This is a genomic window from Iodobacter sp. BJB302, from assembly GCF_002735645.1.
Taxonomy (GTDB): Bacteria; Pseudomonadota; Gammaproteobacteria; order Burkholderiales; family Chitinibacteraceae; genus Iodobacter.
This window is the reverse complement of the sequence record NZ_PDZG01000027.1, coordinates 1-22,760: the sequence shown is the minus strand read 5'-3', so window position 1 is coordinate 22,760 and position 22,760 is coordinate 1. Positions and strand designations below refer to the sequence as shown.

17 protein-coding genes and 1 tRNA gene are annotated in these 22,760 nt (G+C 50.0%); 8 read left to right on the top strand and 10 right to left on the bottom strand.

Translation table 11 applies throughout. From position 1 onward, the window contains the following. Positions 1-334: 334 nt before the first annotated feature. Positions 335-1,009, top strand: a complete 675-nt coding sequence (locus CSQ88_RS10425; RefSeq protein ID WP_099398041.1) for a methyltransferase — start codon at positions 335-337, stop codon at positions 1,007-1,009. On the opposite strand, the gene CSQ88_RS10420 is transcribed toward CSQ88_RS10425, so the two are convergent. The 4 genes from CSQ88_RS10420 to CSQ88_RS10405 all read right to left on the bottom strand — a co-directional run bounded on the left by CSQ88_RS10420 (position 1,006) and on the right by CSQ88_RS10405 (position 4,695). Beyond that, positions 1,006-1,617: a 3'-5' exonuclease gene (locus CSQ88_RS10420; RefSeq protein WP_257212554.1), complete on the bottom strand. Its 612-nt coding sequence runs from the start codon at positions 1,615-1,617 to the stop codon at positions 1,006-1,008. The two genes, CSQ88_RS10425 and CSQ88_RS10420, sit on opposite strands and share 4 nt — an antisense overlap. Positions 1,618-1,625: 8 nt before the next feature. Next, on the bottom strand, positions 1,626-3,419 hold the full coding sequence (locus tag CSQ88_RS10415) for a putative nucleotidyltransferase substrate binding domain-containing protein (RefSeq protein WP_099398039.1): 1,794 nt from the start codon (positions 3,417-3,419) through the stop codon (positions 1,626-1,628). A 297-nt stretch (positions 3,420-3,716) separates the two neighbouring features. Next, positions 3,717-3,809, bottom strand: a tRNA-Ser gene (locus tag CSQ88_RS10410). A 184-nt stretch (positions 3,810-3,993) separates the two neighbouring features. After that, the gene (locus CSQ88_RS10405; protein ID WP_099398038.1) at positions 3,994-4,695 is read right to left on the bottom strand and encodes a pyridoxamine 5'-phosphate oxidase family protein; all 702 of its coding nucleotides are present in this window, start codon (positions 4,693-4,695) and stop codon (positions 3,994-3,996) included. A 94-nt stretch (positions 4,696-4,789) separates the two neighbouring features. On the opposite strand from CSQ88_RS10405, the gene CSQ88_RS10400 reads away from it, so the two are divergent. Beyond that, complete coding sequence (locus tag CSQ88_RS10400; RefSeq protein WP_099398037.1) at positions 4,790-6,226, top strand: PLP-dependent aminotransferase family protein; 1,437 nt, start codon at positions 4,790-4,792, stop codon at positions 6,224-6,226. 140 nt (positions 6,227-6,366) lie between these two features. Here the strand turns inward: CSQ88_RS10400 and CSQ88_RS10395 are convergent, their stop codons facing one another. Genes CSQ88_RS10395 through CSQ88_RS10385 form a run of 3 tightly spaced genes read right to left on the bottom strand, consistent with a single transcriptional unit; the run spans position 6,367 to position 9,311 of the window. Beyond that, complete coding sequence (locus CSQ88_RS10395) at positions 6,367-7,362, bottom strand: type II secretion system F family protein (protein ID WP_099398036.1); 996 nt, start codon at positions 7,360-7,362, stop codon at positions 6,367-6,369. Then, positions 7,355-7,990 carry a TIGR02646 family protein gene (locus CSQ88_RS10390; RefSeq protein WP_099398035.1) on the bottom strand — a complete coding sequence of 212 codons (636 nt, stop codon included), beginning with the start codon at positions 7,988-7,990 and terminating at the stop codon, positions 7,355-7,357. Before CSQ88_RS10390 ends, CSQ88_RS10395 begins: the two co-directional genes overlap by 8 nt. Then, positions 7,974-9,311 carry an AAA family ATPase gene (locus CSQ88_RS10385; protein ID WP_099398073.1) on the bottom strand — a complete coding sequence of 446 codons (1,338 nt, stop codon included), beginning with the start codon at positions 9,309-9,311 and terminating at the stop codon, positions 7,974-7,976. Before CSQ88_RS10385 ends, CSQ88_RS10390 begins: the two co-directional genes overlap by 17 nt. A 216-nt stretch (positions 9,312-9,527) precedes the next feature. Between CSQ88_RS10385 and recC the strand changes: the two genes are divergently transcribed. Further along, positions 9,528-12,854 (top strand): exodeoxyribonuclease V subunit gamma, encoded by a 3,327-nt coding sequence (gene recC / locus CSQ88_RS10380; RefSeq protein WP_099398034.1) that lies wholly within the window; start codon positions 9,528-9,530, stop codon positions 12,852-12,854. 150 nt (positions 12,855-13,004) lie between these two features. On the opposite strand, the gene CSQ88_RS10375 is transcribed toward recC, so the two are convergent. Both CSQ88_RS10375 and CSQ88_RS10370 read right to left on the bottom strand, forming a co-directional pair. After that, positions 13,005-13,541, bottom strand: a complete 537-nt coding sequence (locus CSQ88_RS10375; RefSeq protein ID WP_099398033.1) for a TIGR00645 family protein — start codon at positions 13,539-13,541, stop codon at positions 13,005-13,007. 268 nt (positions 13,542-13,809) lie between these two features. Further along, entirely contained in the window at positions 13,810-14,559 is a 750-nt protein-coding gene (locus CSQ88_RS10370; RefSeq protein ID WP_233702851.1) for a pseudouridine synthase, read from the bottom strand. Positions 14,560-14,866: 307 nt separating this feature from the next. On the opposite strand from CSQ88_RS10370, the gene CSQ88_RS10365 reads away from it, so the two are divergent. Next, positions 14,867-15,973, top strand: coding sequence for an HD-GYP domain-containing protein (locus tag CSQ88_RS10365; protein ID WP_099398032.1), 1,107 nt, complete (start codon positions 14,867-14,869; stop codon positions 15,971-15,973). Positions 15,974-16,149: 176 nt separating this feature from the next. Here the strand turns inward: CSQ88_RS10365 and CSQ88_RS10360 are convergent, their stop codons facing one another. After that, on the bottom strand, positions 16,150-17,073 hold the full coding sequence (locus tag CSQ88_RS10360; protein WP_099398031.1) for a LysR family transcriptional regulator: 924 nt from the start codon (positions 17,071-17,073) through the stop codon (positions 16,150-16,152). Between the two features lie 122 nt (positions 17,074-17,195). Here CSQ88_RS10360 and CSQ88_RS10355 point away from each other — a divergent pair, with 122 nt between their 5' ends. From CSQ88_RS10355 to CSQ88_RS10340, 4 genes are all read left to right on the top strand, one after another. After that, positions 17,196-18,134, top strand: coding sequence for an NADP-dependent oxidoreductase (locus CSQ88_RS10355; protein WP_099398030.1), 939 nt, complete (start codon positions 17,196-17,198; stop codon positions 18,132-18,134). Positions 18,135-18,369: 235 nt separating this feature from the next. Further along, positions 18,370-19,146, top strand: a complete 777-nt coding sequence (locus CSQ88_RS10350) for an ABC transporter substrate-binding protein (protein ID WP_099398029.1) — start codon at positions 18,370-18,372, stop codon at positions 19,144-19,146. A gap of 70 nt (positions 19,147-19,216) precedes the next feature. Beyond that, entirely contained in the window at positions 19,217-19,921 is a 705-nt protein-coding gene (locus CSQ88_RS10345) for an ABC transporter substrate-binding protein (protein ID WP_099398071.1), read from the top strand. Between the two features lie 213 nt (positions 19,922-20,134). Next, on the top strand, positions 20,135-22,429 hold the full coding sequence (locus tag CSQ88_RS10340; protein WP_180273625.1) for an ATP-binding protein: 2,295 nt from the start codon (positions 20,135-20,137) through the stop codon (positions 22,427-22,429). Positions 22,430-22,760 lie beyond the last annotated feature (331 nt).

Genomic DNA, 22,760 nt, shown 5'->3' with positions numbered 1-22,760 from the left:
TGTATGAGTATTTCCGCATCAAACTTATAAAAAACAGCGCATAAAATACAGAAAAACAACATCAGGAATACGCACGATTCCAAGCAGCTGCTTACTAAGAAAATGAACAAATACAGTGCAATGTAAGCAATATACAAACAATGCACCACCCCATAATGTCCCTAATACCTTTAATGCCAGAATGCAGTACTGCAATAGCCAATGAGTGTTAGCATCAGATTCCCCTAACTATGTACCTGCCCCGCCGAATACTAATCCTTCTTGCAAAACCCTTCTTATTGAAGCGTTGCGTCGGTTCGAAAAGCATCCTCCGCCGCACCTGCAAAAGGCCCCCATGCCCCATCTCGCCCCTCTTGGCTATCAAGTCAAAACTCAGGATATTGCCGTTGCCGGCGGTTTAAATTTAAATATCCGCTCTTTGCTCGATATTCAGCAGTATTTCGACCCCGAAGGCAAAGCCGAAGATGCAGGCATCTCTGCAGCCAGCTGGCCACTCTTTGGTCTGGTTTGGCCATCAGCCCAAAAACTGGCTGATTTAATGCAGGTTTATACCCTTGGGGAAAGACGGATTCTGGAAATTGGCTGTGGCCTGGCACTGGCAAGTATGGTGGTGCACCGCAGACATGGCGATATCACCGCCAGCGATTGCCACCCCTTAACCGAAACGTTTCTGAATGCCAATCTGCAGCTCAATACCCTGCCTGCGCTCAAATACAGCACCGGCAACTGGGACAGGGCCAATCCTGAATTAGGAAAGTTTGATCTCATCATTGGCAGCGATATTCTGTACGAGCGCAACCAGCCTGCAGCCCTTGCGCTCTTTATTGATTTGCATGCTGCTGCGTGTGCCGAGGTGCTGATAATTGATCCCAACCGAGGCAACCGCAGCGCCTTCAACCGCCAGATGGCCCGGCACGGCTTTCAGCTTTATGAAACGCTGATCAATACCCCTTTGCACGATGGCAGTGCCTATAAGGGAAGGCTATTGAGATATATACGCGGGGATTAAACAGCGGGCTGGCGATGCAATTTTAAAAACACCATCGCCGCCAGAAGCGCATCGTTCAGCGGATCATGCCGGGGCAAGTCGGGCAGGTTTAGCGTTTGCAGAATATGGCTCAGGCTCAGATCCACATCAGGGCGATGCGCCGTTACCATTTGATCATAAAATAAGCCGGACACCTCGATGCTGGCATTAGGTAAAGCCACACCCAGCATGGGTTTGAGCAGACGATTGAGCACCGCCAAATCAAATTCCAAATAATAACCCACCAAGGGCCGCGGCCCGATAAAGTGCAGCAAGGCCGCCAGAGCCTCCTCTATCGCCATGCCCTCTTGCACATCCTGATGGCGCAAACCATGCACGGCAATGCTGGCCGGATCAATCTGCCCAGCAGGTTTTACCAATAATTTAAGATGCTCTGAGACGATAATCCGCGAGCCTTTTATTCTGATTGCGGCGATGCTTAAAATCTCTGCCTGCCCTGGATCAAGGCAGCTCATTTCGCAATCAAGGCTCACGTATTCCCCTGCCGGGGCCTCATCCCACAAACAGGCAAACGCCGGATTTGCCAGCGCCTGGCTGCGCGATCTGCGCCAGCGTTGCCAATAATCCATCAGGCCACTCATAACATGCCCAGCTTGAAATGATGGCTGATCAGCTGGCGAAATTGCTTCACCACCGACAGCGTATCTTTTAATAACTCGCGCTCTAAGGTGGTTAAAGCAGCAGGATCGATCAGATGATCAACTGGCTTATCCATGGCCTGATTCAGCAGCCCCGCTTTCAGCTGCAGGCCCTGCAAAAACGCCAGAGATTCGGCTAAATCACGGCCAAAGCTCTCGTTTAAATGACCGGTATCGCTTAAACGCTGAATACGTTGATAGCTATTACACTCGTCTATCCCATATTGCAGCGCAAGGCTGCGCAGGCCATGCACCACAGGGAAAATGCCGCCCTTTTTAATATCCAGCGCATCCTTATCCGGCCCGGCTGTGGCAATCAGCCTGGAAAACAGATTAATCGGCGGAGAGAATTGCTCTATAGGTAAAGCAAAGCGCGATAAAAACGCCGCGTTATCCCCCAAATCCTGTTGCAAATACTGGCGCAAGCCCTCAAACAAAGCCAGCTGCCCGCAGACTGGCCGTGCATCCAGCCAGATCGCCATATGCATCACATTTTCACTGCTGGCGCTGCTGGTCCATGCATTAATCTGCCGCTTATAGCCCGCCACACTTTGCCGCCATTGGGGATTTGAAACCATCACCATGCCAGGGCAAGGCGGGTAGCCAAAGGTGATCAGCTGCTGATTAAATTCACTACACACGCGCTCCAGATCCGGATGCTGATAGCCATCTTCAATAATCAGCGCATTATCCTGATCGGTATTTAAGATTTGCTCGCCCCGCCCTTCCGAGCCTAAAACCAGCAGGCACACATGCGGCAGCATCTCTGGCGGGGCCAGCAGGGTAAACAAGCGGCTAAATAATCGCTGACGAATTTCCCCGACCAGCTCGGCCAGCAAGGTGATTTTCATGCCATTGCCGTGCAGTGTGCGTATTAATTGCTGCGTACTTTTCACCGCAGCCAAAAGCGCATCAGGGTGATTAGCACGGCCAATTTGCGCGGTAATGCCACGTGGATTATTGGCGTTATTATAAAACGCCGACATCAGCTCCACCTGCTCCAGCACGCCGCAAACCTCGTCGCCCTCCAGCACCACCAGCCTTTGCACCGAGTGACGCATCATCAAGAGCATGGCGTGGTGCAAATCATCTTCGGCTTTTACGCAAATCAGCGGGCGCTTAAGGTGACGGTAAATAGCTTCATGATTGGCATCCAGCCCATCCACCACCACATTGCGTAAATCGCTTTGAGTAAAAATTCCCACGCCCTCAGCTTCCCGCACCAGCACCGCCCGGCTGTGCGCGCGTTTCATCAGCCGCGCCGCATCCATCACCGTGGCGTTTTCTGCCAGCCAGCAAGGCGTATGCAAGACCGCATCAGCTACCCTGGGCTGCAGCTCTTGCACGGGCTGGCTGAGCGCGGCCAGTTTACGCGCCACATCGGCGTAAAAAAACGCCGCAAACTGGCTGTTGGCATCGCTGATTTTCATAGCCACATCACGCCGGATATGCCAAAGCAGCGTGTCTTCTTGCGCATGCAAAGTGCAGCAGGCATTGCCACTAAGCAGCGATTTGCTATCAAGCACATCAAAGCAGCCATAAAAGCCGGACTCGCCCGCCTCCCTGACTAGCCCTTTCATCACCACCAGCAAGGCATCCACCACCTCACCCTGCTGCTGGATCACCGATCCGGCCGCGTAATAAGCCACATCCAGCGCTGCAGCCACACGATCCCGCTCTGCGGTATTCAGGCTATTAAACGGCGCACGATTAAAATCAAAAGATGTCGTCATAAATCCCCCAATAACTGATTTTAGATTTAAGGGCGAGGGAAAGGCAGTCAGATCTGCTTGCTTATTGATTTGGATCTGATGTTATCCGGTAAAACCCAAATTTTAATGCACCGGGGATTCGGCGTTACGGGAAGGGAAATACTGAAGGACAAAGCTGATGATGGTGGGCTATTGCCATCCTTCAGACGAAAAAAAACCCTTGATCAACAAGGGCTGTTTTTTCTGGGGTGTTTGAAGCGTATTTAAACTCGCTTAGTTCCCATTATTACTACTCGACTCTGCCAAGTAAGAAACACTTGGCGGAGAGCAAGGGATTCGAACCCTCGATACAGGTTTTGCCCGTATGCTCCCTTAGCAGGGGAGTGCCTTCGACCACTCGGCCAACTCTCCATCAAGACTGCGAATCATACTCAGCTACTTACACCCAAGTCAATAAAAACTTTCAACCACACCCGATTATATTCACTTGGCATAATCAATACCCCAAGCGTTAAAGATAGGCCCGGGTAAGCCCCTCAAAGCACATCTGAAAAACTGCTGTTTCCCAGTGCTTTTATCAGGCAGCCAGCAAAGCTCACTCAGAATGCGATGACCCCAGCCCCAAACCCGCCAATGCCGCACTGCAGATTGCTGGCCAGCTGCCTCCCCACTCGCGCACATATGCCGGTATCACTGAATACTTTCCATCGGGCACAGGCGTAGTCTGAACTTGCTCTAAAGGTAAAACCCCTGCCCATGCGCCAATTTGCATATCTTTTTCATCATCAAGCGGCCCGCCACATCTCACCTTGGCAGCGGCTTCAGTTAATGAAACGCGCAGCACGATGGTTGCAGCGATTTCTTTTAAATTACCGGGCCGCACTTCATCTTTTCGGCCAATGGCAATCTTATCCATCAGTGCGTCTAATGCCGCCGATTTATCCGCCTCAGCGATCACCTGCTCAAACTGGCCATAAATCACTGCAGAGCGATAATTCATCGAATGATTAAATGCCGAACGGGCCAGCACCAGGCCATCAAGATGGGTAATTGCAACGGATGCTTCTACCCCTTTGGACAACAGCTTCATCAGCCGCCCGCCGTTGGAGCCATGAATATACAAATGCCCGCCGCTGCGCCAGCAGGCCGTTGGGATGCAGTGCGTGCTCGTGCCATCATAAAAAGCGATATGGCACAAATAGGCCGCATCAATAATCTGATACAGCGTGTCTTGATCGTATTTGGCTAGTTCTGGAGCACGGCGGATACGGGTGCGGCGGCTTGGATAGCTGGACATGATGTGCTCTGTGTGGGGTTGATATGCATACAGACTATCTCAAGCACTGGCCCCAGGATAAGATCCAATACCTACAAAAAATTTAGAGCCAGCAATGGATTACTCACTCCTGCTTAAACCTGATCAGACCACAGGCCGCTCGCGCCAGCATGGCCTGTATGAGGCACTCAGAGCGGCTATTCTGGCAGGAACGCTCTCCCCCGCCGCACGCTTACCCTCATCAAGGCAGCTGGCGCAAGAATTGAGCATGGCGCGTAATTCGGTGATTTATGCCTATGAGCAGTTAGCAGCAGAAGGCTTTTTGCTTGCAGACCGAAGCGGTAGCAAAGTCGCCCCTTTAAAGCTGGACAGCAGCCAAACCCCGCCTGCAAACTCATCAGTCAGCTTATTATCCCGGCGCTGCCAGCCATTTGCGGCACGCTTTTCCGATGAAACACTGCAAGCATTTACTCCCGGCGTGCCATCACTGGCGGATTTTCCCATCGCCCGCTGGCAACGCGCCCTGGCACGCAGCTGGCAAAAAAGCACGCCAAAAAAACTCGCCTATGGCCATGCGGCCGGAGAGGATGTTTTGCGAGAAGCGATTGCCGCTCACCTGCGGGCTGGCCGGGGCGTAGTCTGCGATGCAAGCCAGGTTTTCATTACCGATGGCACCCAAAACAGCCTCGATTTATGCGCCAGGCTCTTTGCCGATGCAAGCGATACGGCGTGGATAGAAAGCCCCGGCTATACCGGTGCAGCCAATGCTTTTACCACAGCCGAGCTTAATATTATTGGCATCGCACTTGATCAGGATGGCATTGCGCCACAAGAAAAAGACTGGCAGACCGCCCCGCCCAGGCTGATTTACCTGACGCCATCGCACCAATACCCACTTGGCAGCGTGCTTAGCCTTGAGCGGCGTTTAATGCTGCTGCAGCAGGCCCAAAAACACGGCAGCTTAATCATCGAAGACGATTACGACAGCGAATTTCGCCGCGATGGCCAGCCCCTGCCCGCAATGCAAGGGCTGATGCCCAATGCACCTGTTGTTTATCTGGGCACCTTCAGCAAAAGTATGTTTCCCGCCTTACGCACGGGCTTTATGGTGGTGCCTGCCCATTTAGCAGCGATGGTCGAAAATATGCTCAGCCAGTGCCAGCCTCGGGGCCGCCAGACAGAGCAATCAGCACTAGCCGAATTTATTAACAGCGGCGGCTTTAGCAGCCATTTACGCGCGATGCGCAAACTCTACGCAGCAAGGCGGGATGCCATGAGCGAGGCACTCAATAAGCACCTAGGTGGCTTAATTACGATTTATGGAGGTTCTTCAGGCATGCATTTATCCATCGCGCTGGATCATGCTTTTTCTGATCAGGCCATTAGCGAAGCCGCCTTAAAACAAGGCCTGGTGGCCCGCGCATTAAGCAGCTACACCACAGGCAATCAAAGCCCCGTCAACGGCTTTATTCTTGGCTATGCACAGGTGCCTTGTGAGCGTATGGATGAGAAGATCAAACAACTTGCGGATATTATTTGCAGTGCAAAATAGGTGAGTTAAGCCGTAATCTGCTTTTTAGTGCCTTCGGCACGTTGATTTAGATGTAGTTTTTCTCTGTGAAACTCTGTGTCCTCCGTGATTCAAGATTTGGGTTTGTGTTGTGTTACATCATTTTTTGAACAATATGCAATCTACAAATCAGCAGGCATCTGCGGCGCGCCACTTCCAATCACCATGTCATAGGCCATCCACAGCATCAGCAGGCCGTACATGATTCTTGGAAACCACTCGGCGACTTTGCTTTGGAAATCAGCAATGGAAGCACTTTCCATATTCACATGCCGCAGCAGCATTTCTGGCAAAGTGCCGCTGGCTTCCCCGGTTTGCACAAAGCCGATCACCCGCTCCTCCCCTAAGAAAGACTGCTGCTCCAGCGCTTTGGCAAGGCTATCCCCGCGCTGCATTTTGGACAGAATGCGGCTGTATTCGCTGCGGATCAGCTGGTTATGAATCGCCCGGTTCGCCTTGGGCAGGGCATCAAACATGGGCAGGCCCGCTTCCAGCATCAGCGCTAGGCTTTCAAAAAAATCCCGCGCATTGCGCCGCACATGCATAGCCCCAAACAGTGGTATTTTGATCAGCAGCGTTTCAAGTTGCAGCCTTAAACGCGACGGCTGCGCGACTTCCAGCCAATCCGAAACCCCTCTGAATAAACCATAGAGGCTGATAAAAAACAGCATCGGCCGCAGGCAGCGCCATAAATAAGCAGCAGGGCTAAGCGCGCCCAACACCAGATCGGGCAGCGGCTGCACCAGCAAAGCCAGCACAAACACCACGATGGGCAGCATCATTTTGGAGCGCATCTGCTTGCTTAATTTAGCCTTCAGCGTATAGCGCTCAGCTAGGCGAAAGTAAGTATGCGCAGGGCTGCCCGCGCTGATCGCCGCGTGCAGCAAATCTGCTTCCAGATCGCTAAACAAGCCAGCCATCCGCCCCGCCGCCGCCACATCCTTGCCCCGCCCCAGCCACTTACGCGCCTCATCCACCCTGGGCTGAACCGCTTTTGCCAGCCGCAAGGATAAAAAAGCCTGCGCCACCGGCAAGCCCGCTTTTTCCATCGTTGCCAGATGGGTAAACAAATCGGCACGGATAGCGTCAGTTAATCGGGGGAGTTTGGGTTTAGGCATAGGGTTTAGTTATCCATGCACTCATGATATTTTTAAAAACAGGGGCAAAGGCTTCTAGCTTGCCATCTTTGGGTATTTGGCAATCTTCAATAAGCATCGAAATCAACTCATCATCTTCAAACCCATCATTCGGATCACCTATATTAGCCCAAATAAAACCATCAATGAGTTGCTTGCGCTTTTCAATAAGTTGCCGATTTGTTGAAGTTGAATCACCAAGATTTAAAATACGAATTGCATCTTTGGCTCTTTCAGTTAAACCTTCAACTTCTCCACTAATATAAAATTTTAACTCTTTTTCACACTCATCCATTAATGGGGTAAGCAATAAGGCTTGAGAGCCATGCCCTCCACCACACTGATGTTTTGCATTACAACTCGCAACAATATTATCAAAATCTAAAGTTAGTTTCGGTGCAAGATCCTGCGCCTCAACATGTTCATTATGACAATTTTTTTCAGTGATACCTTGGCAACAATAAGCACATAAGTAATATTGCTCTTTTAAAGAAGCCGCTCTAATTTCCTGCCTAACACTATGATCAGTCCCAGCATACTTCCCTTTAGGGTGATCACGTTTCCAGCGTGTTAAACCAGCAGGCGCAGTAGATTTAACGATCTTGCGCATGCCGCAACTCCTGTTTACGCAGCAATAAGCGAGCCTTAATTAATTCAATATTATTTTCCGGTAAATCTTTGCTCAGCTCTGCAAGCAAATCTTTGGCCTTATCGAGTTCACCATCCTGAATGGTATTCAGTAAGGCACGCAAGCGCATATCAACATCAACATTACGGATATCGGTATCCATTACCTGTAGCAAAACTGAATTGGCATCTAAACCGTATAAATCATCAACAACAGATATCTCACCATCATCCAGTAAATAACAAAGCACATCTTTGCTATCACTAATCACCAATGGTGAATGCGTTGTCAGAATAAACTGGCAATTGGGGAAGGTTGAGGTTAAACGCGCGATGAGTGTACGCTGCCATTTAGGGTGTAAGTGCAAATCCACTTCATCAATAAGAATAATGCCGTCGCCATGCAAAGGATTCTCTAATGAGGGATTCATCATTGCCAAGCGCCGGGCAATATCTCCCACCAGCGCCATGAGTGATTTCTCCCCTTGTGATAACTGCCCGACATTCAGCGATTCACCATGTTTATCAACTGACATATACAAGCGAGGTTTACGTCGGACTCGTAAATTACTAAATCCTGGCATAAAGGCACTAATTGCAGCTCTTACTGCGCTTAGCTGCCTATCACGCATTAAGGCATGCATCTCCTGAAGACCAAGCAAAGCCTTAGGATCATTAATAAATGATTTATATAATTTCTCAACTGCCTCGATAGGAATGCCCGTTTCGTTTTCAGCGTCTTCACGTTCCCTGAACCACTCAAAAAAACGTCGGAAATCAACTCCTTGATTCAAAGCATTGTCGTACCCATCCAACTGCTGAAAAGAGTGCTTATCACGGATTTTCAATGGAATATCTAAAACAACACGTTCAACAGGATAAAAAACAATCAAAGGTAATGAAGTTTGTTCATCTTTACTTAATTCAGACCGAAAATGCTCAGCTAATTTTGTTGCATCATTTAACTGGCTACTTTGCTCATTCTTTCGGCCCGTACGTGTTTTTGCAATAATCCATCGATGCAAATATGCATTATGTTTTAAGCTTATTTTAATCGCTGCTGCATTTTGGCCATTTTTTATATCATCCTCTTGAATAGGACTTCCATTACCTTTTTCTGAGCGAACACGGGCAACAAACCAACTCAAAGAGGTAGCGAGCGATTTTAATAAAAATGTTTTACCTGCACCATTATTTCCAACTAAGACAGTAACCTTAGATTTTTTTTCATCTGTAGGGGCCAATGGAAGCTCAATATTGGAAAATCGTCCAACATTAGTTAATTTAAATTGTAATATTTCCATAAGCCCTAAAAATCCCATGCAAATTAAATATAATTTTGTGTAACAATTTACGCCAAAATAAATAAATCGAAGAGGTAAAAAATCAGAAACCTACAGTATTCTAATCTAAAGCCTTGTACTTTATATCATTTCATTCGCAAATTTCCCCAGCACCTGCTGCATTCCCACCCACTTTCCGCTACCCTCTCCCCTAAGCCCATTGAATAAGACTTTCCCGTGCTGCATCTATTCCAATCCAATCGCATCGATGTTCTTCTGGCGGCGCTGGCGCATCAGTTAGAGACTTCTCCTTTGGCATCCCCTTTCGAGCAGGAAAAGATTGTGGTGCAGTCCAAGGGGATGGGGCGGTGGTTGAATTTTCGTTTGGCAGAAAAACAAGGTATGACGGCGCAGATGGGCTATCCGCTGCTGGCTTCTTTTTTCTGGGATTTAATGCAGCGCACGCTGGGTGGCAATCTGCCGAAGAAATCGCCGTTTTCGCGCGAGATTATGGGCTGGCGGGTGCTGGCCTGGCTGGATTCGCAGCCCAATGCGCCGGTGCTGCTTAATTATCTGCGTGAGGGCGGGGATTTTCGGCGTTTTGAACTCGCTACGCGCATTGCCGATGTATTCGATCAGTATTTGGTTTATCGCCCCGACTGGCTGCTGGCTTGGGAAAAAAATCAGAGCCTGGGGCTGGGGGATGATGAGGCCTGGCAGGCGGCGCTGTGGCGCTACTTATCTAAAGATGAGCTGGATATTCGTGTGGATGGCGGCCATCGTGGCGCGCTGCTGGCGGCCACCCATGCGCGGCTGGTCGACCCGCGCCCGCTGGATTTACCCAGCCGTGTTTCGCTGTTTGGCATATCCAGCCTGCCGCCGGTATATATGGAGATTTTGCGCGCGCTATCCAAGCGCTGCGAGGTGTTTATCCATGCGCTCAACCCTTGCGGCGAGCCTTGGGGCGAGATTCGGGATGCGGCGGAAATCGCCCGGCTTTCTGATGGCTTTGATCCTGAAGACCTGTATCTGGAAGTCGGTAATCCGCTGCTGGCGGTGTGGGGCAAGCAGGGGCGGGAGTTTTTTAATCAGCTGATTGCCGAGCCAGAAATCGTTGAATACTTCACGCCTTTTCCTGGCAACCACGACACCATGTTGCAAACGCTGAAAAGCGATGTGCTTGAGCTGGTCGCCCGCAGCCCGGAAACCGCGCAGCGCGTGGCGGCAGACGATAAATCCCTGCAAGTGCATATCTGCCATTCAGCCATGCGCGAAGTTGAGGTGCTGCACGATCAGCTACTGGCGCTATTCGAGGCCGACGCCACGCTCACCCCGGCCGATATTGTGGTGTTGATGCCCGATATCGAGCATTACATTCCCTATATTGAGGCCGTGTTCGGTCGCCATTTAGACAAGGGCAGCGCATCTGCGCTGGCCGCGCCGCATGTGCCCTTTGCCATTGCTGACCGCAGCCTGAAAGATGCCGCACCACTGGCGCAAGCCCTACTGGAGCTACTCCCCCTGCCACAATGCCGCTTTGCCAGCGATTGGATGATGGCACTGCTGGATATTCCCGCCATTGCCCGCCGCTTTGACATCCCGGCTTCCGAACTACCCACCATCCACCGCTGGATCAGCGAGCTGGGCATCCACTGGGGCAGAGATGGCGGGCATAAGGCCGAGCTGGGTTTGCCCAACACTTTTGAGCACACCTGGCGCTTTGGGCTGAACAGACTGCTGCTGAGCATCGCCCTGCCCGCTGGCGTGGCGGGCGCTGCCGCACCGCTGTTTGCTGGCACATTGCCCGGCTCTGGCGTGGCGGGAAATCAGGCGCAGCTGGCGGCTGGCCTGGCGGCTTTTGCCGAGACACTGTTTGAGCAAGCCGCATCGCTATCAGGGGAACACACGCCCGAGGTGTGGCATAAAAAATTAATAGAGATGATAGAAGCGCTGTTTGCGCCGGATGACGATGAGGCGCTGATTCTGGCTGAGCTGCGCGAGCAAATTATTGAATTTGCTGAGCAAAGCCGCGCTGCAAACTACGATGCGCCGGTAGATTTATCCGTGCCGCGCAGCTGGCTCAATGGCGCGCTGTCCGGCAAGATTCCAAGTGGTGGATTTTTAACCGGCGCGGTGACGTTTTGCGCCATGGTGCCGATGCGTTGCCTGCCCTTTAGAGTGATTGCCCTCTTGGGCTTTAATGACGGCGCTTTCCCGCGCGAGTCACGCCCACCTGGTTTTGATTTGATGGCGCACAATCCGCAATATGGCGATCGCTCCCGCCGCGCCGATGATCGCTATTTATTCCTTGAAACCCTGCTTTCGGCCAGCGATGTGCTGTATCTAAGCTATGTGGGTCGGGGCATTCAGGATAACGGCGTGATTCCGCCATCGGTGGTGGTATCGGATTTACTCGACGCCGTGGGCCGCAGCTTTGTACTGGACGATGCCCCGCCGCAGCCCGCCCTAGGTAACGAGGCGCTGAAATGGCGGCGCATCGAGCGTGAGCGCCTGCTCAAGCATCTGATTACCGAACACCCGCTGCAGCCCTTTAGCCCTCGCTATTTTAAGGAAGAGCGACTCCCCGCCTATTCCCCGCTCTGGTTTGCCGCCGCCACCGCCATCGGCCAGCCACAGGGCCTGCCGCTCTCAGTATTGGCAGAAAGCTTGCCCCTGCCCGATGCAGAATTTAAAAACGTCGCCTTCAATGATTTGCTGGCCTTTTGGCGCAACCCCACCCGCTATTTACTCAGAAACCGCATCGGCATCCGGCTGGCCGACGAGGCGGTGGAGTTTGAAAGCAACGAGCCATTCAGCCTGTCTTTTTCTGCTAAAAGCGAGCTAAACCAGGTGATCTGGCAATCCCTCGAGCAGGGCTGGAGCAGTGATTCCATCGCCACCGGGCGCGCCGCCGGCCTGCTGCCGCACGGTGGTTTTGGCGATATGAGCGCCGCCAAGCAATCCGCCACGCTGCGTAAGCTCTATAACGCCGCCGAGCCATTACTCAGCGATGCCACGCTAGCACCCCATTCTTTTCTGTTTAAATTTGCGGATGATATGCAGCTCAGCGGCGCACTGCACCAGCTGCGCCCCAACGGGCAGGTAGCCGTCTGGACGGACCACAGCTCGCCCATCGAGCTGATCGCCTGCTGGCTGAAACACCTCGCCCTCTGCCACGCCGCGCCTGAAGGCGTGCAACAAGAAACCCGCATCGTCAGCCAGAAAGGCCACTGGTGCTTTGGGCCGGTGGAAAACGCCGGTGCAGAGCTTGCAAAATGGCTGCATTACTACTGGCAAGGCCTCTCCAGCCGCCTGCCCTTTGCCACCCGCAGCAGCGCCAAATATGCCGAAGCACTTAGCCAGGAAGACGGCACTGAAAGCGCCGCCGAAAAGGCCGCCTTCGAGGGATGGCACGGTAATAGCCTGCGCGGCTTTGCAGGCGAAGAAACAGAAACATGGTACGAAATGGCCTGGCGCGGGCAAAGCCTGCTCGCCGATGAGGGGTTTGCAGAGATGGCCAAGGCACTGCTGCTGACGATGTATCAGCACAGAGAAGAGGCTTAAACCGGCCCCTGATTCAGCGATGTAACAGAGCCACCATGAAGCACACGGCACACGAAAATTTCATTGGGAAAACATCTGTTAAATAAAAAAGCCTCCTTTTAAACCAAGGAGGCTTTTTCAATTCAGCGGGATAAAGCTTCGCTTATCCGATTACTTATGGTGTTGCGGAGCAACCGAATGCAAGAGCTTATCCGTGTATGCCAAAGCAGCAGCAGAAACAAGGAAAGACAAATGAATAATCACCTGCCATTGCATGGTAACTGGGTTCATTTTGTCGGCATTGATAAACGTCTGCAGCAGGTGAATCGACGAAATGCTGATAATCGCCATCGATAATTTAACTTTCAGCACCGTGGCGTTTACATGATCCAGCCATTCCGGCTGATCAGGATGCGTGCTGATGCGCAAGCGGGATACAAATGTTTCATAGCCGCCCACGGTCACCATCAAGAGTAAATTGGCAATCATCACCACATCAATCAGGCCCAGTACCGAGAGCATAATTTGGGTTTCTGTCAGCGTGGTCAGATTCGTCATCATCGTAAAGAGTGCAGACAGAAATTTATACGCGTAAACCCCCTGCACGATAATCAAACCAAGATAGATAGGCAGCTGCAACCAGCGGCTGCCAAAAATGATTTTGCCTAAAATATTAGAGTGAGCGCTGTTATGGTCGGAGGCTTGCATACACTTCTTAAATGAGATTGAAATTGAATTGTCTATGCTGATGCGACTGCTTGGCAAGTATCTTGCTCAATCACCCAGCCCGTCTTCAGATTGCCTGCATCAAAAAAAGTTCTTAGCCAGCAAAAAGTCTTATAAGATTTTCGCGCATAAGCATGACAATAAGATAATCAAAAATTCTGCCTTGAAAAAACACAAACCCTTGCTCAACTGAGAGACAAGGGTTTGTGTTTTTAAATCACGGGCAGCAATCGCTCAGGCACAGCGCCTATTAAAACCGCTCTTCCATACGCAAATAGCGCCACTGACCAACCGGTAAATCAGACAGCGATACGCGGCCAATACGCAGGCGGCGGATATTGATTACTTTTAAGCCAACCAGCTCGCACATCCGGCGAATCTGGCGCGGGCGGTTTTCACGCAAAACAAAGCGCAATGCATCTTCACTTTGCCAGCTGACTTTTGTTGGTTTTAAACGCTCATCATCAAGGCTTAAGCCGTTATTTAACTGCTTCATGCCTTCATCAGACAAAAAGCCTTCAACCTGCACCACGTATTCGCGCTCTACATCCGCATCAGACATCAGCTTTTTAGCGATACGGCCATCTTGCGTTAATACAAGCAGGCCCGATGAATCCACGTCCAGACGCCCGGCAGGCGCCAGGTTGTGCATATGTTTTTTCAGGAAAACAATGCCGGATTTATCACCAATAAAACGGGTTTCAGCCTTGATCAGCGTCCATGCCGGGCGCTCGCCGGGCTCGGCAGGGCCGGATACATAGCCCACAGGCTTATGCATCAGAATGGTGGCGCGCTCAGCCTGAAACACAGTAGCCTGGCGCTCTAAAGTGATTTTTTGCTCAGGCAAAACACGGCTGCCAAGCGTATTGACTACTACACCATCGACTTTTACCCAGCCTTGTTCAATAAATTCGTCGGCCTCGCGGCGTGAGCACATGCCCAGTTCGGTCATGCGTTTGGATAAGCGGATGGATTCAGTCATGGTCGTAATACTTTTCATAAGAGCAATCTGCCATTGTACCCGCTACGGGCAAAAAAAAACGCCACCGGGTCGGTGGCGTAAATACATACAGAGGAGAGAGATGAAACAACATCGAATTCGATTCAATGTACACATTACGTTTCAGCAGCCATCATTCTAATTTCAGAGAATAATTGCGTCGTTGCATAAATTACATTATATGCGGCGAATATTACCCAACGAAGACAAGCTATTACTGCCACTCCGCGCATTTAATCTGAAAATTGAATATCTTCTGCAGCCAGCACGACTTATGCTTAAACCAAATCCACCCGAAGGTGTCCCTATGAACTACGACAGCTTACTCACACCGAAAATTCACGATATCAATACTTTCCAGGATTTTCGGGAAAGCCTTGCAGATCATGCACCAAGGATCGAGCAGATTATTGCCGAGCTGAAGCGTGATCCCGGCAAGATGATTTTAATTTCTGATTTGTTCCGTGCATTTCACAATATAAAAGGCGATGCCGGGCTGTGCCGCGTAGAGTTTGTTGTGCCCTTGGTGCACGGCATAGAAACCCTGCTTTCCAGAATGCGCGCGGGCGAGCTGCAGCTCACCGAAGTCTTATCTGAGGTTTTGCTGCTAACTTTAGACAGGCTTGAGCAAGCGGTTGAATCGCTCAGCAATAATTCATCGGCCAGCAGCCTGCATCTTCCAACTTTAGCCCGTGGCCTTGACGGGCTTTCCACCTTGCAGGCCGAAGAGCTTGATCCTGCCTGTTCCCGGCTGATCGAAGCCGTGACCGGTTTTAAACATGCCGCAGTGACATTGCCAGACCGTACCCGTGCCGAAGTAGAACGCTCAAATGAAGAACGCAGCCAGGATTTGCGATTTTTTCGCAATATGGCGCTGCAACTGGAAATGCGCTCGCCGCTGTTTCGTGGCCGTACCGCACGCAATTTACAATTGGCCTTAGCCACTAATAAAGCTGCAGGCGGCGTGGTCTCCAGCACCCAGCTTGAAGCAGCCGTCTATATGCACGATATCGGCATGATGTTTTTGCCCGAATCGCTCTGGCTGAAAGTAGAGAGAATGTCCGACATCGAGCGGGCACAATTAGTTGATCACCCCGCCTGGGCTGCAGGCCTCTTAGCCAGAATGGATGGCTGGCAAGACGCTTCCACTATGTGTTTGCAGCACCACGAAAGCATTGAAGGCAACGGTTACCCCAATAAACTCAGCGGCAACGATATTGTGCCTGGCGCCAAGATTCTGGCGCTGGTGGATGCCTTTGAAGCCGTTATGCTTAAACACAGCCATCGCGGCCAGAACAAATCAGTGCTGCGGGCCATTGCCGAAGTCAACGCGTCTGATCAGCAGTTTGATCCTGATTGGATCGAGCCATTTAACCGGGTGATCCGCAATATGATGGAAAACGGCGGCTTATAAGAAGCGCCTTGGGCTACATGCTGCTGCGAAACCCTTCCCCAAAAAACCATAAACCTGCAGGCACAGAGCGCCTTAAGCACACAAAGCACGCAGAGAAAAACCTGAGGTAATCAGGGCTTCCTCTGTGTGCTCTGTACCTGCAGGTCTTTTGGCTCAGGGTATAACTCATTTCATTCTCATAACCGGGGCGTTGCCAGCCTAGGTGCAAACTCCTGAAGAATAAACTCAACAAAGGCGGCGGCTTTAGCCGGCAGCCACTCGCGTGCCGGATAAACCGCATAGACTGGTAAGCCGGCGGCCAGCTGGTAATCGGGCAGCAGCGACAGCAATTGGCCACTGGCAAGTGGTAAAGAGAGTAGTGCGCGATCAATCAATAATATGCCCAGCCCATTGATGGCCGCATCAACCAGGGCGCAGGCATCATTCATCGCCAAGGCCCCCTTCACCCGCACCTGCTCCTCGCCTTTGGGCCCGGTAAACGTCCATAGATTCATCACACGCAGCCCATTCTGGTAAAAAAGACAGGCGTGCCCGGCAAGATCTGCGGGTGTTTGTGGCGCGCCGTGCTTTGCCAGATAGCCTGGGCTGGCTACCAGCTGCCACTGCAATTCACCCAGCTTACGCGCCACCAGGGATGAATCAGGCAAATGCCCCACCCGAATGGCGATATCGACTTGCTCGGTGGTTAAATCCACAAAGCGGTCTTCCAGTTGCAGAAGTAAATCTACTTCTGGATAGCGCTGGTTAAATATGGGCAGCAAAGGGACTAAATGCACCCTGGCTAAAGACGACGAACAGCTTACTTTCAGCCGCCCGCGCACGTTTTGCCGGTAATCCTCGGTAATGGCATCCACATTTTCCAAAGCCGCAGCAATGGTTTGCGCCTCCTGCCATACCCGCTCGCCTAATTCGGTGAGCGCCAGCTTGCGGGTTGTTCTTTGTAATAATTTTGCGCCAAGCTGTGCTTCAAACCGTGCAAGTTGCTTACTCACAGACGAGCGATTCAGTCCCAGCTCCTGTGCCGCCCCCGTCAGACTGCCATGGCGAACCACGCAGGAAAACAAAACGAGGCCAGGCAAAGTATCCAGAGAAAGTGGCATAAATGGTTCCTTTGAACAATTGTTGCTATTTTGGCAACAATGTAATGCTTTTGTCAGCACTAATCAATCCAGCGATTCATCGCTAAACTAGCCTTATTCACTTACCCACCGGAAGAATAAAAATGAAAGCAAGCATGCAAGCCATTCGCCAGCACCGCTACGGCCAGCGCGATGTATTACAGCTGGAAAACTCACCCATACCTGAGATCGCCGCTGATGATGTGCTGATTAAAGTATATGCAGCGGGTGTTAATCCGGTAGATTGGAAAATCCGTGAAGGCTATTTGCAATCCATGCTGGCTTATGAAATGCCGCTCACTTTAGGCTGGGATGTGGCAGGTGAAATTGTTGCCCTGGGCGAGCAAGTTACAGGCTGGCAGATCGGCGATGCCGTTTATTCCCGGCCTGATATTGCCCGTAACGGCGCTTATGCCGAGTTTGTTGCCATCAGGGCCAGTGAAATTGCCAAAAAACCACAAAGCTTGGATTGGCAACAAGCCGCAGCCGTGCCTTTAGCTGCACTCACTGCATGGCAAGCGATCTTTCAGATTGGCCAATTACAAGCTGGTGAGAAAGTGCTCATCCATGCGGGTGCCGGTGGTGTGGGGCTGTTCGCCATTCAATTAGCAAAGTGGCGCGGCGCTGAGGTATATACCACGACTTCCGGTAAAAACGCCGGATTGGTCAGCTCACACGGTGCCGACCATATTATCGATTACACACAAGCCAATTTCGCAGATTTACGCGATCTGGATCTGGTGTTTGATACCATGGGGGGCGATATTCTGGCCCAAAGCTGGCAAACACTAAAAGCTGGTGGCCGCCTTGTTTCAATTTGTGATCAGCCCGATGAAGCTACCGCACAAAAACACCAAGTGAGTGCTAATTTTTGCTTTGTACAGCCCAATGCAGCTCAATTAAGCGAGATTGCGGCGTTGCTGGATGCCGGGCACATCAAAGTAGTGATAGACAGTGTGTTCCCATTAGCCGGGGCCGCCCTCGCCCATGAGCGCAGCGAAAGCGGCCGTGCCCGTGGCAAAATTGTGCTGCAAGTTATCTAAGCAGAAAAGGCTGCATATCCCGTGCGATATGCAGCCTTTTTTTCCCGTATACCCCTATTCCCCCTTCATAGGGGCCAACGCCCGCTGGCATAGCTTCAGTAAAAACCGCAGCTCAGCCGCCGCGGCACAATCCCCTCTTAATGTTTAACGTTTAACTTACATTCCCCCGTTCAGAGCTGAAGATTGTTTAATTTGCCCGGCATGCCGGATCTATTCTGCTATCAATGTTATTTAAATGACACTCTCTGAACGGCTGAAATTTAAACGCATGAAAACCTTACCCATACTGACTTTATTAATTACAAGCTATTCTGCGCTTTGCCTCGCAGAGCGGATTAATGCAGTCACGGAAATGACCTCTTTTTCTTATATTAAAGATGGAAAAGTAGCAGGCCCGGCAACCGAGGTTGTGGAATTAAGCCTTAAAAACGCAGGGCTTACAGATTACAGTATCAGCATTTACCCATGGGCAAGGTCATATGATATGGCCTTAAAAAAAGCCAATGTACTTATCTACTTAATTGCCCGCACACCCAACAGAGAAACAGATTTTAAATGGGTAGGCGAGTTATTCAAATCGCAGTGTTTTTTAGTCAGGCTTAAAGAAAGAAGCGATATCAGTATTAAAAAGCTGGAAGATGCTAAACGCTACTCCATTGCAGTAGTCAGAGATGATGTTCGCCAGCAGTATTTGCAGGAAAATGGATTTACCCGCTTAAGCATATCCGCCCAGCAATCAGATGCATTCAGAAAACTATTAAATCATCAGGTTGATCTGATTGCTTTATTTGAAGGCGATATCGCCACACTCTGCAAACAACATCAGTTTGATTGTAATCAATTAGACAGCCTGTTTACACTGAATAAATTAAACAGCGGGATATATATCGCTTATAGTAAAAAGACATCCGATAAACTGGTTAAACAGACACAAGCCGCTTTTGAAAAAATCAAAGCAGAAGGCCAGTTAAAAAAAATAATGGAAACACATAATTTCAGCGGGCTTAAATAATAGAAAGGAGAAAATTTTGCCAGGGCTGCACCATTTTTTTATCTTGCTGCTGGTGATAGCGCACGGGGCCATGGCGGGTGCCGAAACAATCCGGATTGTAACAGAGGAGCTCGCCCCTTATAACTACACAGAGAAAGGAGTTTTAACCGGATTCAGCACCGAAATAGTTCAGGCCATTCTTAAAGACATAAAAATTGAGGGTAAATTTCAATCCATGCCTTGGGCCAGAGCTTACGAAAGTGCAATAAATAATGAAAATGTACTGATCTATTCTATAGGCCGGACACAGCAAAGAGAAAAATTATTTAAATGGATTGGACCAATCGCACCTGCAAGCGATTACCTGTTTGCATATACTGGCCATGATATTAAAATCAGGCAACTGGCAGATGCAAAAAAATATCAGACAGGCAGTGTAAATACCGATGTTGGTGAACAATTTTTAGAATCACAGGGTTTTATTAAAGGAAAAAATCTGCAATCCAGTGTGAAATATCAGCTTAATTATGAAAAACTAAAACTTGGCCGGATTGATTTGTGGGTAATGAATGAAATGGCAGCCTATCATTTGGTTCGCCAGTCAGGCGATGACCCGGCAAAAACACTCGTAAAAGTCTATAAACTGGATCTGAGCGAAAATGGCTACTTTATGGCCTTTGGCCAGAAAACATCAGATAAATTAGTTAATCGGTTCAGGCAAGGCATGGAAAATATTAAAAAAAATGGCACGTTTGATACGATTAAAAAAAAATGGAATTCATCCGAGATAAATTAAATTTGTGCTACGTGGTCTTTATCAACTTTAATAAGCAATTAAACATCATAAAAAGGAAAGGTTGCATATTAATCAGCTTTTTCTGATCAATAAACCAGAGACAGTTTAATCAGCCCCTGCTGAATCATTTACTCAACATAAAAAAACCTTTCACTCAAACTATATAAAACCATGCCTCCTAAAACGCAATCTGGTCTGTCCCTCGGAAGCCGAATGGTGCTGGCCACTCTGGTGTTTTGTTTTGTCTTTACGCTTGCGGCAGTGGCGGTCAAAACATGGTCGGCATGGCAGATTAATCTGGCTGCGATGAACTCAGAGCTCAATCTGATTGCACAGGTTTATCAGCACACATTAAGTAAAGCCATTTGGGAAATGGACCGGGATGCCCTGCACACGCATTTAACCAGCGCCTCTAAAATTGCATCCGTTGGCCAAATTGAAATCACCATCATGCCGGAACAGCTGGCAGCAGAAACCTTCTCTTTTAACCAGCCCGGCTGGAAAAAATCGGGCATCGCGCCTTCTCAGGAAATTACTTTAAGCTACCAGTCCTTTTTTAATTCACCCAACCAAAAGGTTGGCAAATTAGCTCTTTTAGGGGATGAGCGCGTTCTCTGGTCACGGCTGCGCAGTGAAGTAGTGGCCATCGTCATCACGCAGATTATCCAGTCCCTGCTGCTTGCCGGCTTTATTATGCTGATTTTTAACCGCTCCGTTACCGTGCATGTGCAGCGGATTGCCCGCCACCTTGCCCAGTTAAGCCCCGCCAATTTAGACCAGCCCCTTGTGATGCCTCGCTCTCCGGCCCGCCAAGATGAGCTGTCCATGCTTGTATCAGGCATCAATCATTTGCAAAACAGTTTGTCTGATTACTTGCAGCAAAAGCAGCTGTACGAGCGCGAGCTGGCTGAACACCGCGATCACCTGGCTGATCGGGTATCAGAGCGCACTGCGGAGTTATCTGAGGTTAATAAAGCACTGGCAAGCTCCGCAGAAACGCTGCGGCAATTAGGCGATATTGGCAGGGAGCTCACCACCAGCCTTAATCCGAATGCAATCTGCCAGGCACTCTATCTGCACCTGCAGGCACTGCTGCCCCTTGATGCCTTTAGCGTTGCCCTGCTTACTCCGGAAGGAGACCGCTTAAACCAGATTTACTATATCGAAGACGGCCAGCTTGCCCCGCCTTATTTTGTGATGCTGGATCATCCGGATTCACTTTCTGTGAAGGCATTTAAAGGCGAACATGAGCTGATTATTGCGGATGAATCGCTGATAGAAAAAGCACCTGTTCCAAACGGCATTTGCCCGGTATCTCCTATGCGCTCTGTTGTACTGCGCCCCCTCATTGTAAACAGACAGCGCATAGGCGTTGTTTCTATCCGAAGCCATAAGGCCAATGCTTTTCAAAAAAGAGAGCTGGAGCTGCTGCGCTCTATCGCCATCTATGCAGCCATTGCTCTTGCCAATGCAACGGCTTATGCGGCCACTGAAGCATCCAGAGCTCAAACGGCGGACGCTCTTGAAAACCTGCGCCAGGCGCAGGGCCAACTGATTCAATCCGAAAAAATGGCAGCGCTGGGCCAACTGATCGCGGGCGTGGCACATGAGATCAATACGCCTATTGGCGCAGTGAAATCCAGCGGCAAAAACATCGCCGACTCGCTCAACCATGCGCTGGAAAACCTGCCTAAGCTTTTTCAGCTTTTGGATCAGGATAATCAGCAGCGCTTTATGCAGCTGATCGGCTACAAACCCCAGCGCATGCTGAGCCCCAGAGAAGAAAGAAATAAAGTGCGCCAGCTGCATCCCCTGCTGGAAAGCGCTGGTGTTGCTGATGCCAGGTATATGGCGGGCATTTTGGTGCAATTGCATGCTGAAGACACGTTTGCAGACTGTTTACCTTTACTGCTTCACCCGGACAGCCCGCTTATCTTTGACACCGCCTACAGTATCGCCAGCATTATCAGCAATACCGACAATATCAATACGGCAGTGGAACGAGTCAGTAAAATTATTTTTGCCCTTAAATCTTTTTCCCGCTTTGATCATGAGGGCGTGAGCATTGAATCTGATTTAAAAGAGGGCTTAGAAACCGTCCTCACCATTTATCAGAATCAAATCAAACAAAATATTGAGCTTATCCGAGACTATCAGGATATCGACCCCATTATTTGCTTTCCTGATGAGCTTAATCAGGTGTGGACTAACCTTATTCATAATGCACTGCAAGCCATGCAATTTTCTGGCGTACTGACCATAGCAATCAGCAGGAAGGGACATGAAGCCATCGTCGCCATTTCGGATAACGGCTGCGGCATTGCTGAAAATATTCGCTCCAGAATATTTGATGTTTTTTTCACCACCAAACCAGCTGGAGAAGGCAGCGGGCTTGGCCTTGATATCGTGAAAAAAATCGTGGCAAAACATCAGGGGCGTATCGAAGTAGAAAGTCTGGAAGGGCAAGGCAGCACCTTCTCGATATTCCTTCCCTATCAGCATCATTAACCAAGCATCTGCTCAGCCGCAGTAAATATCATTCAAATGGCTCTTTTTGAACTACAAAGCAAAAAAACCGTAAGTTATTTACATATAAAAAGTCAGCAATAACAAGCAAGACAGGGCTTAAACAAGCCACAAAGCATCAACACTTGTCATTTGAGACTGCCCCATGACCACCATATTGTGTGTAGACGACGACAGCAATGTTTTACCTGATTATGTCTCTTGCTCAATTAAGGCTTGAAATACCCCTCTTGGACAAGGTTTAGCCTGCATCACGGCTTTGAGTAATCGAGGAATCAGAGCGCACAGGTCTGCTCGACGATTGAAACGGTAT

What these genes read in the sequence shown, in the direction of transcription:
- CSQ88_RS10360 (WP_099398031.1), bottom strand. Translation starts at nt 17,073, where the DNA reads ATGCCACTTTCTCTGGATACTTTGCCTGGCCTCGTTTTGTTTTCCTGC.
- CSQ88_RS10375 (WP_099398033.1), bottom strand. Translation starts at nt 13,541, where the DNA reads ATGCAAGCCTCCGACCATAACAGCGCTCACTCTAATATTTTAGGCAAA.
- CSQ88_RS10415 (WP_099398039.1), bottom strand. Translation starts at nt 3,419, where the DNA reads ATGACGACATCTTTTGATTTTAATCGTGCGCCGTTTAATAGCCTGAAT.
- CSQ88_RS10385 (WP_099398073.1), bottom strand. Translation starts at nt 9,311, where the DNA reads ATGGAAATATTACAATTTAAATTAACTAATGTTGGACGATTTTCCAAT.
- CSQ88_RS10405 (WP_099398038.1), bottom strand. Translation starts at nt 4,695, where the DNA reads ATGTCCAGCTATCCAAGCCGCCGCACCCGTATCCGCCGTGCTCCAGAA.
- CSQ88_RS10395 (WP_099398036.1), bottom strand. Translation starts at nt 7,362, where the DNA reads ATGCCTAAACCCAAACTCCCCCGATTAACTGACGCTATCCGTGCCGAT.
- CSQ88_RS10340 (WP_180273625.1), top strand. Translation starts at nt 20,135, where the DNA reads ATGGTGCTGGCCACTCTGGTGTTTTGTTTTGTCTTTACGCTTGCGGCA.
- CSQ88_RS10365 (WP_099398032.1), top strand. Translation starts at nt 14,867, where the DNA reads ATGAACTACGACAGCTTACTCACACCGAAAATTCACGATATCAATACT.
- CSQ88_RS10345 (WP_099398071.1), top strand. Translation starts at nt 19,217, where the DNA reads ATGGCGGGTGCCGAAACAATCCGGATTGTAACAGAGGAGCTCGCCCCT.
- CSQ88_RS10350 (WP_099398029.1), top strand. Translation starts at nt 18,370, where the DNA reads ATGACACTCTCTGAACGGCTGAAATTTAAACGCATGAAAACCTTACCC.
- CSQ88_RS10400 (WP_099398037.1), top strand. Translation starts at nt 4,790, where the DNA reads ATGGATTACTCACTCCTGCTTAAACCTGATCAGACCACAGGCCGCTCG.
- CSQ88_RS10425 (WP_099398041.1), top strand. Translation starts at nt 335, where the DNA reads ATGCCCCATCTCGCCCCTCTTGGCTATCAAGTCAAAACTCAGGATATT.
- CSQ88_RS10355 (WP_099398030.1), top strand. Translation starts at nt 17,196, where the DNA reads ATGAAAGCAAGCATGCAAGCCATTCGCCAGCACCGCTACGGCCAGCGC.
- CSQ88_RS10370 (WP_233702851.1), bottom strand. Translation starts at nt 14,559, where the DNA reads ATGAAAAGTATTACGACCATGACTGAATCCATCCGCTTATCCAAACGC.
- CSQ88_RS10390 (WP_099398035.1), bottom strand. Translation starts at nt 7,990, where the DNA reads ATGCGCAAGATCGTTAAATCTACTGCGCCTGCTGGTTTAACACGCTGG.
- CSQ88_RS10420 (WP_257212554.1), bottom strand. Translation starts at nt 1,617, where the DNA reads ATGGATTATTGGCAACGCTGGCGCAGATCGCGCAGCCAGGCGCTGGCA.